Below are 16071 nucleotides of genomic sequence, written 5' to 3'. Positions count from 1 at the left end.
CTGCGGTCATCTAGCTGGTTGTACAAGACTGAAGTGCTCTAGCAGAGCATCCCCGGCGGGATGAACAAAGGCTCCGGGAGGTCTGCTGTCCACCCATCTCGGTCGACAGCTGGAGGTCTATCGAAGGACGACACTGGTGCACCGCCAACCGGGTTTAGGGGCGATGGTCCGGAGCCTGCCTTGGCTTCGCTCTCGCGGTCCTGTCGGAGTCGATATTAATCTGGCGCTGGAGCAGTTGCCGGAGGACGCGCCGGTGACGGTCCGCCCTGCGTCTGGAGAGGAAGCGCCGATGTTGGATCATTTTCCTGTGGTAACTGGCTTCTATCACGAGGACACGTGCAGTATCGCCTATGTGGTCACGGACCCTGCCACGAAGCGCTGCGCGATCCTGGACCCGGTGCTCGATTTCGACCGTGCCTGCCGCGGCACCCATACCAGCTTTGCGGACCGGATGATCGGCTTCGTGCGGGGGCAGGGGCTGAGGGTGGAATGGGTTCTCGACACGCATCCACATGCCGACCACTTTTCCGCCGCGCCTTATCTCAAGGAGATCTTCGGCGCACCGACGGCCATCGGCGAGCATATCGTGACCGTCCAGAACATCTGGAAGACGATCTACAACCTCCCCGACTTCCCGGCCGACGGTTCGCAATGGGACCGGCGCTTCCGGGATGGCGAGCGGTTCCGCATCGGAGAATTGGAGGGGAAGATCATCTTCTCGCCCGGCCACACCGCGGCATCCATCACCTATTGTGTCGGCGATGCCGCCTTCATTCACGACACGCTGTTCGTTCCCGATGGCGGCACGGCCCGCGCCGACTTCCCGGGCGGCGATGCGCGCAGCCTCTACCGCAGCATCCGCCGCATCCTGGATCTTCCGCCGGAGACGCGCCTCTTCAGCGGCCATGACTACCAGCCAGGCGGCCGTCCGCCGAAATGGGAGTCCACTGTCGCCGAGCAGCGTGCGCACAACACGCATCTTCGGGGCGATGTGAGTGAGGAAGCTTATGTGCGGATGCGCGAGGAGCGCGACCGCAGCCTGCCCCTTCCGGGCCTGCTTCTGGATGCGCTTCAGGTCAACATCCGCGGCGGCCGGCTGCCCGAGCCGGAGGCGAACGGCGTCTCTTACCTGAAAATTCCGCTGAACCACTTCCGTAGGGTCGGCTAGCGAGCGGCAAGCGCCCAAGGCCTGAGCCTTCCGCGCGGCGATGTTGTTCGCTGGAGTGGGTCCCTGGGGCTGGACATGACGACGAGGCTGAATTGAGCGGGGAGCCCGGCTTCCGAAGGATGGATGTCCCTGGCGAGACGCTGCTCCCGCAGCATGGAGGTCAAGCGCCGGGCGGGTATGCCAGCTGATGGGGATCGCGCGCTCTACCTGTTACGGCAGCCTCCCGACCGAACTCGACGACCCCGCGCCCGTGGACGCTGCCGGAGCAGGACGGCGCCCGCTAACCGGGCGGGAGCATCGTGGCTAAGCGCGCGGCCGGCTCCTTCAACGCATCCGCAATCGGTCCGCCCAGCTTCTCCACCGTCGCGACGGAGACCGCGCCGCTGCTGTTGAGCGCCAGGACGGTGCGTCGCCTGGGAGCAACAACCGGGACGCCGATCGCTGACGTCCGGGTGGTGATGGCGGAGGTTCGGCACATGATCTTGGCGCTCAAAGCTGTGCCGCGAGGCTTCGATGTGCCGCTCGGACTCTGGCCACGCTGCCCCCAGCGAGTTACGCAACGTGCCGAAAGTACGGCGCCGCTCATCCGGGCCGATACCCGCCAGATAGGCCCAGCCGAGGGCGGAACTGCCCATGGACAGTGCTGAGCCAACATGAAGCGCGAGGCGCAGGATGGTGGGTGCCTTCGTCCTTTGCACAAGCGCCGTGGCGGCGCCCGATGGTGCGGCGAGGGAAACGGCGACGCCGAACTGCTGGGCGATCTCCTTCATCGGGCGATAGGCGGACTCCGCAATACTCGCGCTGACCACGGAGGAATGGCCGAGCGTGAGCACGCCGGGACCGGCGCGCAGGGCGGAGATGCCCTGGGCTCTGCCTCAGGAGGAAGCCGGAGCATCCGAGCGCCCTTCGTGATGCAGAACGCGATCCTGGATCATTGAGATCCGGAGAGGCCGGATACGGTCATGCGCGTAAGCCATGACGGTCATGGACCGCTGTCGTCGCGGGAGGCGCACAGAGGTCAAGCAACGGATCAAGGCGAGGCAGCGTCTCCAGCTCCTCCACAAATGCCATGAGGCGGACCGCCCGGTCGGCGCCTACGACCGGCTCGGCCAGGGAGAGGAACTTGGCCTGAACGGCGTCGTCGTCCATCGGCCGATCGCGGTCCCCTAGGGGTATCTCCTCCGCGGCCTCCAGCCGTTCGCCGTTCCGCAACACCACCTCCACCGCACCAGGACGGCCGGCAGGGAAGCGCCGCTCGAACGCCACGTCGCCAACCGGCTCCACCAGAGCGGTGAGCCGCATCACATCGGGATCACGGAAGCGCGCCGCCTCGAACTGGTGCTCCGTCAGCGCCCCGTCGCACAGTGCCATGGCAACACAGGAGGGCAGGCTGTGATCGGCGGTCTCGCGGTCCCTGGGCCGGAACTTTTCGGGATCCGCCGTCCTGGCCAGGGTTTCCGGCCGGACCCGGGCCCGGATCTCCGTCACCTCGTCCAGCCGGCCGCGGAGCGCGCCGTGGAGCCGGATCGCGGCGGCCACCGGCGCCTGTAGCGCGTATTGCACGGGGAACTGTTTCAGGCTCACCCCTTCCAGTCGCCAGGTGTCGAGGTCCAGCGCGAGCGCACCCGGATCCTCCTCGCGCCCTGCCGTCTTGCCGAAGAGCCACTCATAGGCAGCCAGTGGGCCAGTGAAGCCGGCGCCGGCCAGCCGCGCGGACGTGATCGCCTCCGCCGCATTGGCGGGGTAGCCGATCGCCTTCGCCATGCTCAGCTTGCCGTGGGACAGGACGCCAAGGGTCAGGTGCCGCATCCCGCCCAGTGCACTTCCATGCGCCATCGCGCCGGCCGCCTGCCCCCAGGCCTTGCCGGCAACGAAGGGCACAACGAAGCCCGCGGCGCTGACGTGATGGAAGCCGCGATCCTGGAAGGAGAAGGCGTCGCAAAGCCGGATCTGAACCTCATAGCCGGCGACGATCGCCTCGATCAGCGCGCGGCCGCCGCCGCCCGCCTCCTCCACGCATGCAAGAGCGACGGGGATGTTCTCCGAGGGGTGGCATATATCCCGGGACCAGTACACGTCCATGAAGTCGAGGTAGCGCACCAGGGCGCCGTTCACGCCGGCCGCCCCCTCCGCGGTTGTGCGCCGTCCGCTGCCGATGCAGCGTGCGCCGCGCGTGCCGGGCGGGGGCAGGATCGTCTCCAGCATCCGCACCGGCTCCGCCCCGACTGCCCCGAGCGCGCAGCCCAACGTGTCGAGGACGAGGCGCTTGACGGCACGCACCGTGCTTTCCGGCAGCCGGTCGAGGGAGATCGCCGCGACGAAGTCGGCGATCTGGACGGAGAGATGCGCCGGCGTCATCAGAAGGTGATCCCTGTGCTCTCGATGATGTTCCGGACCACGGCGCGCTCCCGCGCGAGCCGCTCGCCGAAGGCGGCGCGGCTCTCCGTGCCCGGCTCGCCGCCCATGCGGCGGAAGGCGTCCTGCACCTCCCGGTCTTCCACGGCGGCACGGAAGGCGCGTTCCAGGGCCTCGAGGATCGGCTCCGGCGTGCTGCTGCGGGCGAAGGCCGCGTTCCAGCTCGTCAGGTCGAAGCCGGGGAAGCCGGCCGCGGCAATGGTCGGGATGCCTGGCAGCAGGGGGCTCGGGCGCTCGCTTGTCTGCCCCAGGGCGCGGGCCCGACCGGACTGCACGATGGCATCGAGCGAGTTGGGCGTGATAATCGCCGCCTCCAGGTTTCCGGCCGCGAGGTCGCGCGCGGCGTCCGCGCCACCGCGGTAGGCAACGTGCTCCATCGAAATTCCAGCGCGGCTGCCGAGCATGGCGCCGGCCAGATGCCCGATGCTGCCGACGCCTGGCGTGCCGAAGCCGATAGGCTTGCCGGTCCGCCCGTGCACGACGAGGCCCGCGACGTCCTGTGCCGGAAAGGACGCTGTGACGCCGAGGACGTAGGGCTGCGACACCGCCATTCCGAGCGGGGTGAAGTCCCTCTCGTAGTCGAAGGGCAGGTTCCTCACCGCGAAGGGAACAATGAGGAAGGAGGGGGCGTCGAACAGCAGGGTGTGACCGTCTGCCGGGGCGCCAGCGACGATCCCGGCGCCGATGGAGCCGCCCGCGCCGGTCCGGTTCTCCACCACCACCGACTGACCGAGCGCCGCTCCCATGCGAGGCGCAATCAGACGGGCGACGGTGTCCGACTGGCCGCCGGGCCCGTAGGGCAAGACGATGCGGATCGGGCGGTTGGGGAAGGGCGCAGTGCCCTGGGCGCGCGCGATTGATGGCGCGGCAAGCGCCGTGAGCAGCAGGTTGCGGCGTGTCGTCACCTCGGTCGTTCCCTCTCCTGGTTCTTGTTGACGCTCAGTTCTTGTTGAAGCTCAGGGCAGGTCGAGGATCGGCTTGCCCACCACCCGGCGTTCTTCCAGTGCTGCGTGTGCCGCCTCCACGTCATCCATCGTGTGGCGGCTGGCGATCTCGATGATCAGCGTCCCGTCCAGCAGCGCCCCGAAGATATCGGCCGTCCGGCGACGGATGGTGGGGCCGTCCGGCAGGTGGTCCGCCAATCGCGGGCGTGTCAGAAAGAGCGACCCGGCTTCCCCCAGCTCGATGGGATCAAGATCGCGAACCGCACCGCCAACGGCGCCGAAGTTGACCACCAGCCCTTGCCGACGCGCAGCGCGGAGGCTCTCCCGCAGGGTGGGCCGACCGACCGCATCGAACACCACATCCACGCCGCGGCCACTCGTCATTCCACGCACGGCCTCGGCGAAACCCTCGTAGGGAACGGCGGCCGCGGCGCCGCGGGTGCGCGCGACGGCCGCCTTCGCCTCGGTGGAGGTGGTGGCGTAGACCGTGACCCCCAGCCGCGCGCCCATCTGCACGAGGATCTGTCCGATCCCGCCCGAGGCCGCGTGGACCAGCCAAGTCACGCCCGGCCCGGCGCGGCCGAGGTCATGAGCGAGATCGTGGGCTGTCAGCCCGTGGAACATCGCCGCCGCAGCGCGGTCCAGGGGCAGCGCGTCCGGCACCGGGGCGAGCCGCCAGGCCGGGACGGCGGCATACTCCGCGTAGCTGCCCCAGTGGAGACAGTATGCCACGCGGTCCCCCACCCGCAGATCACGCACGTCACGGCCGAGCGCCACCACCTCCCCCGCGCCCTCGATGCCGAGGGTGGTGGGCAGGCGGACGGGGTAGGTGCGGGAGCCCTCGTACTTCCCCTGCCGGGTGTGGATGTCCATGAAATTGATGCCGGAATGGCGAAGGCGCACCAGCGCCTCGTCCGGCGCCGGCTCCGGCACGGGAATGTCCTCGCGCAGCAGGATCTCCGGGCCGCCGTAGCGCGCAATGCGGATCGCCCTCATGCGGCGGCACGGCCGGGAACCAGGACGCGCCCTTCGAACAGCCGCCGCGCCGTGCGGTAGAAGGAGCCGGCCCGGGCAACCCATTCCCCGCCCTCCCGCACGACCTCCGCACCGACGGTCAGTACGCCGGAGGGCATCCCCAACCGCAGCACGCCGCTGCCAGCCGCGGGAGAGAGCGCCTCCGCGACCACCGTGCCCGCGATCCGCGCCGCGACGGCGGTGCAGAGGGAGATTGTCAGCGGCAGGGCCCGGTGCGGCTGCCCATTGGAGATGACGCGAGCGACAAGGTCCACCTCGGCGGCGTGGACTGTCTCGCCGGAGAGGCTGGGCCCGTCGGCGGGCGGGGCCACCACGGCGATGAAGGGCACGCTCGTCACCTTGCGGGCCGCCTCCTCGTCCGGGGCGATCCCCATGCGGACCGAGGCGGCGCGGCGGATGGCGTCAAGCCGCGCCAGCACCTCCGGGCGCGATTCCAGCGCTTCGGGCAGCTCCGTCCCGTTCAGCCCCACATCGCGCGCCCGGACGAACACGGCAGCGTTGGCGGCGTCGACCAGCGACACCTCGATGGTGCCGAGCCCCGGTACCTCCAGCCGGTCCAGCGCCGCGCCGCTGGGCAGCAGCCGGCCGGTCGTAGCGCCGCCGGGTGCCAGGAAGTCCAGGCGGATCGGCGCGCCGGTGCCGCCGACACCAGGAATCAACAGGTCCCCGTCGTATCGCGTCCGCCCGTCCTCCACGGGAAAGGTGCCGTGGATGATCTTCTGCGTGTTCGTGTTGAAGATGCGGACGGTGGCGGTCTCGCCCGAAGCCGTCACCAGCCCCTCGTCCAGCGCGAAGGGTCCAACGGCGGAGCTCATGTTGCCGCAGTTCTGCCGGTAGTCCACGCGTGCCTCGCGGATCATCACCTGCGCGAAGGTATAGTCCACGTCCGCGTCGTCCCGCGCGGAGGGGGCGAGCACGCAGACCTTGGATAGCGAGGAGACGCCGCCCCCCATGCCGTCCAGCTGCCGTCCGTAGGGGTCCGGTGCGCCCATGGCGGCGGTGAAGATCGGCGGCCAGGCCTCCCGGTCCGCGGGCAGGTCGCGGGCGTGGAACATGATCGCCTTGCTGGTGCCGCCCCGCATGAAAACGGCCGGTATCGGGTGCTGGACCAACCTCGTTCCTCCCTTAAGATGCTCGGCTCGCCCCTCAGCCAGGCCGGGCGTATCATCTTGGAGCAGGTTCGGGCCCCGTTCAAAGGCCTGTCACCCGGTCGTCCCCAGCCTCCGCGCTCGGGTCCAGCAACGTGCGGAGAACCAAGTGAGCGAAACGCGACGCAGGCTGCGCCACCCCGTGCGGGTCGCCTTCGTCATCGGCGACTACCCGGAGGAGGAGTTCCGCCGGAGGGAGCAGGCAGCTCTGGCCTACGCCTCCCCGGAGGTCGAGATCGGCATCATTCGCACGCCCGCGTCCCCTTTCGTCCACGGCCTCACGCCGGCCGAGGTTCAACTCGCCGCGCCTGCCTTCATCGCCGCCTTCCGGCAGGCGGAATTGGATGGCTATGACGCCGTCGTGCCGCTCGGCACACTCGACCTTGGCGTGGATGGCGGACGATCCGTGGTGGACATCCCCGTCATCGCTCCGACGGAAGCCATGCTCCACGTCGCCAGCTTCCTCGGTGATCGGTTCGGAGCGCTCGTCTATCACGACGACCTCATCCCGCTCCTCCAGGCCATCGTCCGTCGCTACGGGATGGAGAGGAAGGTCGTGGGTTGGCACGCCTCGGGCTTTGACCTGCCGGACCTCAGTGCCAACCTTACCGCGATGACGGAGAACTTCGTCGAGGGGGCGCGGCGCCTGGTCCGGGATTCAGGCTGCGATGTGATCCTTGCCATGGGTGTTACGCAATGTCCCGTGCTCCTGGACCCGGCGTGGGTGGAGCGGGAGGTCGGCGTACCCGTCGTGGAGGGGATCGGCGCACCCCTGAGGCTGGCGGCTATGCTCGCGGGGCTCCATCTGCGGCACAGCCGCGTGCGCTGGCGGCGTTCCCGCGCCTTCGAGCGCTCCACGTCATAAGGGGGCGCCTCGAGGGGGCCCCCGGCACATCTTGGTGGGATAGGGTGCCGGTGTGACGAACCCGACCGCATCCGGGTCCGGGAAAACGGCAGGAAGCACGGCCATGATAGGCAGGACGAGGCGCGGCCTGTTGGCGCTGGGCATCGCGGGCGCCGCGACGCGCGCCGTCGCCCAGGAGGTCCGCTACCCCGAGCGCTCCGTGACCATCGTGGTGCCGGCCGCACCCGGCGGGGGCGGCGACTTCACGGCCCGCCTCCTCGGCGACGCGCTGACCCGCTCGCTCGGCCAGCCCTTCGTGGTCGAGAACCGGGTGGGCGGCGGCGGAAACGTCGCGGCCATAGCGGTCGCCCGTGCCGTGCCGGATGGGTACACGCTGCTGCTCGCCTATTCCGGCACCCATGTTGGCAACCCCGCGCTCTTCCCGAATCTGTCATGGGATCCGGTGCGCAGCTTCACGCCCGTCGCCCTGGTGCTGCGGGCGCCGCACGTCATCGTCGTAAGGAAGGACCTGCCCGTCCGGACCCTGGCGGACCTGGCCGATTACGCGCGCCGCAACCCCGGCCGGCTGAACTACGCCTCCTCCGGCGCGGGCACGATCCAGCACATCGGCGGTGAGCAGTTCGCCCGGATGGTCGGCGCGCCCATGGTCCACGTGCCCTATCGTGGGGCGGGCCCGGCGATGAATGACCTCGTGGCCGGCAACATGGACCTGATGATCACCACGCCACCTGCCGTGGTCGGGCTCGTGCGGGACGGAGCCATCCGCGCGCTGGCGATCGCGAGCCGCAGCCGTCACCCGATGCTGCCGGACGTGCCAACGACCGCGGAGGCAGGCTTCCCCGCCTTTGAGCTGGAAGCCTGGTTTGGCATCTACGCGCCGGCCGGCACGCCGCAGCCTGTGGTGGATAAGCTCTCGGCCGAAATCCGGCGCATGACCGAGATGCCAGAGTTCCGCCGCCGTTGCGAAGAGAGCGGGACCTATGCGGCCTACATGAACCCCATGGAGCTGGCCGCCTTCACCGTCTCCGAGCTGACCTACTGGTCCGACCTGATCCATCGCCTCGGCGTCCGGCCGGAATAGGGGTGATGAAGGTGCCCGCTGCGAGGGGGCTTCCTGGCTGAACCTACCGCCTACCCATGGCGGTCGTCCCTGAGCTGCAAAGCAGTGCCTGCTGCTGTGAACCTACCGGCAGAGGGGCCTGATGGTTCGCATTGACTGACCGATGATTCCTTCGACGTTCAGCAGCTTCCAACCTTGTGCCGAAGAGATTGAGGAGGGCTGCCAGGGATCAGTTCGGCCTCGAGGGCGTCACGACCCAGTTTGGAAGTGGTGATGCCGATGGCTGAAGGGGCAAGAGCCTGTCGCAACCAAGTGCCGGCGGTCAGACGGCCCCAAGCAGTTGCTTTTGCTCATCCCATGCATCTGGAGGTCCGGGCAGCGTGGAACTCGAGCCCATGGCGCACCGGCGCCAGAGAGGTATTCTGGTGGCCGCCGAGGATCTCGCGTCGCTGAAGGCCCTCGCGGCCGGTCGGCGGCCGGATCACGAAGAAGAATCTTGGAACTGGGAGGGCATTGTTCATGCAAAGACGGGCAATCGGACGAGCGGCCTTGGCTTTGGGTTTCGGGGCGATGGTGGGCCGTCCGGCGCGGGCCGAGGAATGGCCGTCGCGCACCGTGACGATGGTGGTGCCTTATGCACCGGGCGGTTCCAATGATGTCGTGGCCCGACTGCTCGCGCCCGGGCTTCAGAAGGCGTTCGGGAAGTCCTTTGTCGTGGAGAATCGGACGGGCGGCGGGGGCAGCGTCGGCATGAGCCAGGTTGCGCGTGCTCGCCCCGATGGCCAAACCTTGCTGGTCTCCTCCGCATCGAATCACGTATTCAACCACCTCGTCGTGCCCGACCAAGGCTACGATCCGCGCGAGGCCTTGTCGGCCATCGCCATGATGGTGGACGTGCCGAATGCACTTGCGGTGCATCCCTCCCTCGGCGTGGCGGACCTGCAAGCACTTCTGGCGAAGATTCGTGCCACCTCCGGCGGGCTGAGCTTTGCCTCAACCGGGGTGGGCAGCAGCAATCACCTGGCGGGAGAACTGCTGCGGTTGCGCGCGGGGGTGGAGCTGAACCATGTTCCATATCGCGGCGGCGGGCCGGCGCTGGCGGATCTCATCGCCGGGACGGTGCCGATCGCCTTCCTCAACCTGCCCACCGTGCTGCCGGCAGCCGAAGCCGGGCAGGTGCGGATCCTCGGAATCGGCGGCAAGTCACGCCTGTCCAGCCGTCCCAACATTCCGACGATCGGCGAGCAGGGTGTGGCGAATTATGAAGTACAATCCTGGACTGGCCTCTTCACGCCTCGCGGGACACCCCAGCCGGTGATCCAGCGTCTATCAGCGGAAGTGAGGACGCTGCTCGACCAGGCATCGATGCGAGAGCGACTGGTGGATCTGGGTTCAGAAAATATTTGGGCTGGGCCGGAGGCGACAGACAACTTTGTCCGCGCGGAGTTCGAGCGTTGGGGGCCCATCGTCCGCCAAGCGGGCGTGACGAACAACTGAGCTAAAGGGGAGGCAAGGCGACGTTGCGCACTGCCTTCCCCTCAACAATTCACCACATGCTCTCGGCACCCTGCCGAGGTTCACCGCCAGCCGTAGCGGCGCCCTCCGCCATAGCCATATGACCGACCGCCGCCGCGATCGCGCCAGCTCGGGGCCTCACGGCTGTAGGAGTGATAGCCATCTCCCCTGTTGTAGCCATTGTACCGGCCGTGATGGCCGACGCAGCCGGCCATCGAAACACTGGCGACCACAAGGGTAAGCGCGCGGACAGTCCAGGAGGTACGGTTCATGGGAACCTCTTCAGGATGGCGGCGATTTGCCGATTGAGCTTTCCCCCAGCAGGAATGGACGCTGTTGCGCTGTCGGAAGTGCGGCCGGATCAAGCCATCACTATGGCGGCTTGCGAGCGTCCGGCATTCTCGCGCTGGCTCCGCTGGAGCGATAAGGCCTGCTGCATCCGGGTAAGTACTTGGCCCAGCCGCATCGTGAGCTTGTCGCGGCTGAGCCCTTTACGAGCCAGGCCCGGGTTCGCGGATGCGCGTCCGGCCGGGGATCACACATGTGGTCGCTGGCGCTGATCTGGCGGCGCTCCGAGCATTCGCCAGCAGAGGTGACCTAAGCTGCTGCGGTTGCCCGGATTGGCCCGCGCGTGGCCCAGTTGGCCGCGACTGCGCCCAGCCCGACCAGTATCATCACCGGCCAGAAGGCGGCGTAGTTGCCTGTCGCGTCCACCAGGACCGCCGCGGCGCCGGCGCCCAGGAAGCCGCCGATCTGGTGGCTGAAGAAGCAGACGCCGTACAGCGCGCCCAGATCCGCCACGCCAAAGCGGCGGGCGATCGCGGCGGCCGTCAGCGGCACCGAACCCAGCCAGATCGATCCAAGGACCGCCGCGAAGAGCAGCGTGCCCCATTCTGTCACCGGCAGGATGGCAAACAATGCGATCGCCAGGCTGCGGAGCAGATACACGCCACCGAGCGCCACTTCCGGCCGGATGACATTGCCCAGTTTGCCGCAGAGCCAGGAACCCGGAATGTTGAACAGCCCGACCAGCATCAGCGAGGTCGCGCCGAGCCAGGGGGGCATGCCGCACAGGGCAAGATGCGACGGCAGATGGGTGGTGAGGAAGGCGAGCTGGAATCCACAGGCGAAGAAGCCCAGCGCCAGTAGCGCGAAGTCCCGCTCCCGCAAGGCGTTCTGGGCCAGGCTGGGCAACTCTGAAAGGGCACGGCGCGGCGCCGAGGGGTTGCGGGGCGACCATTCCATGACACGTGCCGCCGGAAGGATCAGCAGCGCCGCGATCGCCATTCCACCGAGCGCCGCGGCGGCGCCGAACCAGCCGATGCCGATCTGCGCGTAGGGCACCAGCAGGGCCTGCCCGACCGATCCGCCCGCGGCGGCGATGCCCAGCATGCTGCCCCGGCGCTCGGGAGGCGCCGCGCGACCCACGGCGGCGATGACGCTGCCGGTCCCGGTGCAGGCCACGCCCAGCCCTGTCATGATCCCGATGCCCACCAGGGCGGTGATGGCCGATGGGTGGATCGCCACGAGGCCGAGGCCGGCGACATAGAGCAGCCCCCCCGCGGCGGCGACGCGCCCGGCACCGTAGCGGTCGCCGAGCGCGCCGGTCACCGGCTGGGCGATGCCCCAGGCCAGGTTGTGCAGCGCAATCGACAGGCCGAGGGTGACGGTGGAGATGCCCTCCTCAGCGCCAAGGGGCAGGAGGAACAGGCCGAAGGTCTGGCGAATGCCCATGGCCATGGAGGCCGTGACGGCCGCAGCAATGACCACGGCCCAGACGCTGGGGTTCCTCATTGCACGGGCCTTCTCTTCCTTGGTCCGTCTTGTCTACCGCGGCACTCGCACTTGTCACATCCCTGGCTCCGGCATGGCACGCGGTGCATCCGAACCAGGGCATGCCGCAATCCCGTGCTGGAGTGCGCATGCGGGACGGTGCCGAGAAGCCATTCATTGCTAACGAAAAGGACTTTCGCCTCCATGCAGGCAGCAGCGTGGCAGGACTTGGAGGAGGCACTGGAATTCGCCGATGCGGGCTTGGCCGGCACGCGCCACCTGGCGGTTCACCCTGTTACGAAGGCTGGCTTGGCCGAGCGATCATACTGGATCCCTGCGTTCTCGAGCGACTGGAGCAACTCGTCCTCCGGCAGGCGCAGGTAGCGCAGGATCAGCTGTAGATAGAGGCCCATGAAGGCTGGCCCGTGCCCGTCCGTCCCGTCCTCGGCCGTGCTGGTGAGGGCATGGGCGATTTCATGGAGCAGCAGATAGGAGGGCAGGGCGTTGGGCATGCGGATGACCAAGCGGGAGGCATCCGCGCGGAGGGTTCTGGCCTGCCTCGGCAGCCGCTCGACCTTGGGTGGCCAACATAGGCCCAGATCCGTCCAGATCGCGTCGACCATGGCCTGGGCGGCGGAGAAGGGGATCAGGTCGCGGCCGTGCGGCGCGACCGCCTGCTCCTCCCAGGCGTAGACGCGCGCGCGCTGGCGGTCGCGGCCCTTCATGGCTCCAGCAGGTCCCGCACGGTGCTGCCCACGGGCCGGTTGAGGTTCACCCGCCCGCCTGCCGCATAGCCCTCGTGGTAGGCGCTGTCCTGGCGGACCTCCGCTCCGCGCGAACTCACCAGGCGAACCTTGCTGGCGCGGAACGCCTCCTCGACCACGCTGTGCTTGACCACGGTCAGCGCGGTGCCGGTCGGGCGCAGGGCTGCGATAGCGGCTTCGCGGGCCGCGTGCATGGCCTCGATCCGCTCGGCGAGCCGCCCGGCCATTCCGTGGGCGAAGCGCGCTGCGGCACCTCTCAACTCGGTGCCGCGCAGGGCGGGATTCCTCGTCCGGAATACCTGGCCCTCCTGATGCATGGCGCGCTCGATCACGGCGAAGAGGTAGGTGGCGAGCGCCGTGTCCGGCTCGAAGCCGAAGAAGACGTAGCGGCATCCCTCGTCGTCACGCGCAAGCCAGACCTTGCAGTCGCAGAAACGGGCGATCGCCGGAACGCAGCCGTCGACGGGCCGGCGCCGGCGGCTGGGGAGGGGAATCTCCCGCTGCACGCAGGGCTCGGCGCGGAGGTCCACCTCCTCCATGCTCAGGGCGTAGCGCTCGAGAAGGCGGCCGACCATCTCGGCCGCGGCAAGTGCCTCAGCCTCGGTGCAGCCGTTCGAGACGGTGCGGTCGGCGAGTGCCCGGATGCGCGCCTTGACGCGCTCGAGTTCGGCGGCCTGGCTCAGAAGGCCTCCTCCAGCGCATCAAGGTCCACCGGCTGGATGGAGAACCAGATGGGCTCCTGGCTGCGTGCCGCGTTGCGCAGGAGGGGCTTGGCCGCCGAGAGAAGCTCGTCGAGCGAGCGGAAGGGGTTCACCGCCTCCTCGCCGTCGCTGGTGCGCATCATGAGGGCGTAACCGCTCCGGCCGGCACGCGGAGCGGGGGAGGCAATGGAGGGCCTCGACCGGACTGGCACAGCGACAGGGCCGGGCTCCCGGCGCGGCGGGACGACGATGGCCGGGCTGGGGAGGGGCGGTGCTGCCGGGACGGTCTGGGCCGAAGGAGCTGGCGGCGCGGCGTGCTCGGCCGGTTCCGAGAGGGAAGCCGGAACCTGGAGCGGGGTAGCATCCACAGTCACCGCGGCCACGGGAAGTTCCGGCGTGCCGGAGGCGTCCGCGGCCTCGATGGGGAGGACGGCAGGCGCGGGCGTGCTGCCCTCCTGGTCGTCATGGCGGCGCAGCTTGGCCAGGATGGCGTAGATATTGGCCGGCGTGCAGCCATAGCTCGCGGCCACCTCGGCAACCTTCTCGCCACCAACATCCACCCGCTGACGAATCGTCGCATGGTGCTCGCGTGGGATCCTCGCCATTCTGCCTCCCTCCAACTCCGATACTGAACAGAACAAAGAATGAACCTAGATGCCATGCCGCGAGGCGACGAGCTAGGTTCAAATTTGAATCAGGACCATCTGCCAGTGCCTGCGGATTGAGCCTGCAGCTTGACCGGCCATCACCACCGAAGCGTGCCTGCGGCGAGACATTCAGGGACAAGAGGCCGGGTCAGACCATCCATGGCCGGCTGAGACATGACCAGGACGGGACATTTCCGGTCGGAAATGATGCCGGCACGGTGAGTTCGGGATGTGAGGGGCCGGGCAACCTGCGCGCCATCCCCGCCGTGAGGAGGTCCGGCCGAGCAATGCCGTCGGAATGATAGACCGGGAAGGTGAATCCGGGCAGGCAGAAGACCTGCTGAGATCGGACGTCCCTGCGGGCTCGAACGGCCGCGCTTCGGCGCGTGGCAGATGCTTCAACCTGGGCCGCCGCCCGACGACGAGCGCCGGCTTGGGCATGCGTGCCGGGCGAGGCGCGGTGTGCATGAGCGGCGTAGGCCTTGCCGGACATATCCCGGGCTGCGGCGCTTTCCGCGCCCAGTGCGATCAGAAGGCCGGCAAGAAGAGCTTCGAGGCGCATCGCGCAACTTCCTCCACGGTAATGCCAGGCAGCCGGACAATGCGCCGACGTCTTGCGCCTGCGTCATTATGAGAGGGCCTGACCACCGGCTGTCACGCGATGCGGCCATCGACGGGCGGAGCCAGGGTTGCCGGCCGCGTCGCGACCGACATCATCCAGCGCCGTGAAATCTGCCTCCAAAGGTCCCGGTCCGCCCCCGGATCACCCCAGGACGCAGCCGCGGATCCGAAGGTGGGCGCCAGCGCGTGGAACGATCCCGCGCGGCCGGTCAGGGGTGCGGAAAACGTGAAGGGAGGTTGCGCGGGCGGTGTCGATCCACCCGCTGGTCCTGGGTTGCTCATCATCGTGCCGGTCTTCTTTGCGGGGCTGATCCGTGCCGGCGGCCGCCAGGCGGGGCATCAATCTTCCTGGCGCGATCCGCTGGGTGCATCACCGGCGGGGTCCTTGCCCCAGGCTTTGGACACGACCGGCCGGGCGACGAACTCGACCTCAGCGCCGGCGGGATGGGTCGGCCCTGCGATCAGAGCCGAAGCGAGAGCGCCGAGGGTGAAGATTTCAAACATATTTCTTCTCCTGAAGCAGCATGGGGTGGTGCCGTACGGTTAGGCGTCCTGGCGGCCCATATCGGCACTGGTGACACCGTTCTGGCTGTTGCTGGCCAGCAGTGTGCGGCTTCCAGTCTGGGGCCAGGTAGGCGACGGGCTGGAGCCGCCGGCATCGTCCTCGCTCTCGGCAAAGGAGGGCGTGGCAGCGCCGGCGATCAGGGTGATGGCCAAGGCGGCGAAGAGCTTGCGCATGACGGGTTCTCCGCTCCGCGGGCCCTGCGGCGATGTGCCGCGGCTCGTGCGGGGAAGTTGGGCTAGGGCGGTTGGGCGCTCCAATGCCGTGCGGTTATGATGTGTATGCCCGAAGCGAGGCACGACGCGGACGTAGCCCGCTCCAGGACGGGCCTGCTCTTCCGAGGCCTCGCTTGCTGTGCATCGGGCGCCCGCTTGCGATATGCCGCGAAGGTGAAAGGCCACGAGGCGCGCGATCCCAGTGCCGGCGATGTCACGGAAGGAGCGGCTGGACGGTATGGAGGTGTCGTCTCGCCCTGTTCCGTGGGCAGTCGGCAAGCCCTCATCCGTGCCCGCCGCCTGGCGAGCGCTCGCTCAGCCCGGCGGTTGGGGGAGCCGGAAGACAGGGATCATCAGGTCCTGAAACCCGTTGCTCAGAATCTGCACGCCGACACAGAGCAGCAGGAATGCCGCCAGCCGTGCCATGACCCTGGCACCATTCTCCCCAGCAGCGCGATCAGGCGGTTCGCCGAGTTGTGGGCGTTCCAGACACTGAGCGAGATCGGCACCGCCGCTGCCGTCATCCGGTTTGCTGAAGACACCGGGATCCAGCACGCATCTGCACCCGGCCTGCTCCGCCCAGTGCTGCGTCTCCCTTGCGCGCATCCGGCACGTTGCTGTCGCTGATCACCAGGTCC

The 16071-nt window shown here is 68.6% G+C and carries 17 protein-coding genes; 4 read left to right on the top strand and 13 right to left on the bottom strand.

Translation table 11 applies throughout. The features are described 5' to 3' along the window. Nucleotides 1-289 precede the first annotated feature (289 nt). A complete protein-coding gene (locus GSE44_RS19825; RefSeq protein WP_159350567.1) occupies nucleotides 290-1168 on the top strand; it encodes an MBL fold metallo-hydrolase in 879 nt (292 codons plus the stop codon). A 203-nt stretch (nucleotides 1169-1371) separates the two neighbouring features. Here the strand turns inward: GSE44_RS19825 and GSE44_RS26805 are convergent, their stop codons facing one another. The 5 genes from GSE44_RS26805 to GSE44_RS19800 all read right to left on the bottom strand — a co-directional run bounded on the left by GSE44_RS26805 (nucleotide 1372) and on the right by GSE44_RS19800 (nucleotide 6674). Further along, complete coding sequence (locus GSE44_RS26805; protein WP_457852176.1) at nucleotides 1372-1977, bottom strand: IclR family transcriptional regulator domain-containing protein; 606 nt, start codon at nucleotides 1975-1977, stop codon at nucleotides 1372-1374. 151 nt (nucleotides 1978-2128) lie between these two features. After that, complete coding sequence (locus GSE44_RS19815; RefSeq protein ID WP_159350565.1) at nucleotides 2129-3526, bottom strand: MmgE/PrpD family protein; 1398 nt, start codon at nucleotides 3524-3526, stop codon at nucleotides 2129-2131. Beyond that, the gene (locus GSE44_RS19810) at nucleotides 3526-4488 is read right to left on the bottom strand and encodes a Bug family tripartite tricarboxylate transporter substrate binding protein (RefSeq protein WP_159350564.1); all 963 of its coding nucleotides are present in this window, start codon (nucleotides 4486-4488) and stop codon (nucleotides 3526-3528) included. Before GSE44_RS19810 ends, GSE44_RS19815 begins: the two co-directional genes overlap by 1 nt. Nucleotides 4489-4539: 51 nt before the next feature. Further along, nucleotides 4540-5523 (bottom strand): quinone oxidoreductase family protein, encoded by a 984-nt coding sequence (locus GSE44_RS19805; RefSeq protein WP_159350563.1) that lies wholly within the window; start codon nucleotides 5521-5523, stop codon nucleotides 4540-4542. Then, nucleotides 5520-6674, bottom strand: a complete 1155-nt coding sequence (locus GSE44_RS19800; protein ID WP_159350562.1) for a 2-methylaconitate cis-trans isomerase PrpF family protein — start codon at nucleotides 6672-6674, stop codon at nucleotides 5520-5522. The genes GSE44_RS19805 and GSE44_RS19800 overlap by 4 nt, the downstream gene beginning before the upstream one ends. 145 nt (nucleotides 6675-6819) lie before the next feature. On the opposite strand from GSE44_RS19800, the gene GSE44_RS19795 reads away from it, so the two are divergent. The 3 genes from GSE44_RS19795 to GSE44_RS19785 all read left to right on the top strand — a co-directional run bounded on the left by GSE44_RS19795 (nucleotide 6820) and on the right by GSE44_RS19785 (nucleotide 10132). Next, nucleotides 6820-7575 carry an aspartate/glutamate racemase family protein gene (locus tag GSE44_RS19795; RefSeq protein ID WP_159350561.1) on the top strand — a complete coding sequence of 252 codons (756 nt, stop codon included), beginning with the start codon at nucleotides 6820-6822 and terminating at the stop codon, nucleotides 7573-7575. A gap of 103 nt (nucleotides 7576-7678) precedes the next feature. Continuing rightward, entirely contained in the window at nucleotides 7679-8656 is a 978-nt protein-coding gene (locus GSE44_RS19790; RefSeq protein ID WP_159350560.1) for a Bug family tripartite tricarboxylate transporter substrate binding protein, read from the top strand. Nucleotides 8657-9184: 528 nt separating this feature from the next. Continuing rightward, on the top strand, nucleotides 9185-10132 hold the full coding sequence (locus GSE44_RS19785) for a Bug family tripartite tricarboxylate transporter substrate binding protein (RefSeq protein ID WP_159350559.1): 948 nt from the start codon (nucleotides 9185-9187) through the stop codon (nucleotides 10130-10132). Between the two features lie 80 nt (nucleotides 10133-10212). Here the strand turns inward: GSE44_RS19785 and GSE44_RS19780 are convergent, their stop codons facing one another. The 8 genes from GSE44_RS19780 to GSE44_RS19745 form a co-directional block, all read right to left on the bottom strand. After that, nucleotides 10213-10422, bottom strand: coding sequence for a hypothetical protein (locus GSE44_RS19780; protein ID WP_159350558.1), 210 nt, complete (start codon nucleotides 10420-10422; stop codon nucleotides 10213-10215). Between the two features lie 325 nt (nucleotides 10423-10747). Then, nucleotides 10748-11944, bottom strand: a complete 1197-nt coding sequence (locus GSE44_RS19775; RefSeq protein WP_159350557.1) for an MFS transporter — start codon at nucleotides 11942-11944, stop codon at nucleotides 10748-10750. A 266-nt stretch (nucleotides 11945-12210) separates the two neighbouring features. Then, nucleotides 12211-12648: a hypothetical protein gene (locus GSE44_RS19770; protein ID WP_159350556.1), complete on the bottom strand. Its 438-nt coding sequence runs from the start codon at nucleotides 12646-12648 to the stop codon at nucleotides 12211-12213. Then, on the bottom strand, nucleotides 12645-13370 hold the full coding sequence (locus GSE44_RS19765) for a DUF7168 domain-containing protein (protein ID WP_159350599.1): 726 nt from the start codon (nucleotides 13368-13370) through the stop codon (nucleotides 12645-12647). The genes GSE44_RS19770 and GSE44_RS19765 overlap by 4 nt, the downstream gene beginning before the upstream one ends. Beyond that, nucleotides 13367-13993 (bottom strand): hypothetical protein, encoded by a 627-nt coding sequence (locus GSE44_RS19760; RefSeq protein ID WP_159350555.1) that lies wholly within the window; start codon nucleotides 13991-13993, stop codon nucleotides 13367-13369. Before GSE44_RS19760 ends, GSE44_RS19765 begins: the two co-directional genes overlap by 4 nt. Nucleotides 13994-14995: 1002 nt before the next feature. Continuing rightward, on the bottom strand, nucleotides 14996-15160 hold the full coding sequence (locus tag GSE44_RS19755; protein WP_159350554.1) for a hypothetical protein: 165 nt from the start codon (nucleotides 15158-15160) through the stop codon (nucleotides 14996-14998). 39 nt (nucleotides 15161-15199) lie between these two features. After that, the gene (locus tag GSE44_RS19750; RefSeq protein WP_159350553.1) at nucleotides 15200-15394 is read right to left on the bottom strand and encodes a hypothetical protein; all 195 of its coding nucleotides are present in this window, start codon (nucleotides 15392-15394) and stop codon (nucleotides 15200-15202) included. A gap of 354 nt (nucleotides 15395-15748) precedes the next feature. Then, nucleotides 15749-15988: a hypothetical protein gene (locus GSE44_RS19745; RefSeq protein WP_159350552.1), complete on the bottom strand. Its 240-nt coding sequence runs from the start codon at nucleotides 15986-15988 to the stop codon at nucleotides 15749-15751. Nucleotides 15989-16071: the final 83 nt, after the last annotated feature.

Source organism: Muricoccus harenae (assembly GCF_009848505.1).
Classification (GTDB): domain Bacteria; phylum Pseudomonadota; class Alphaproteobacteria; order Acetobacterales; family Acetobacteraceae; genus Roseomonas; species Roseomonas harenae.
This window is presented reverse-complemented; position numbering and strand designations above follow the sequence as displayed.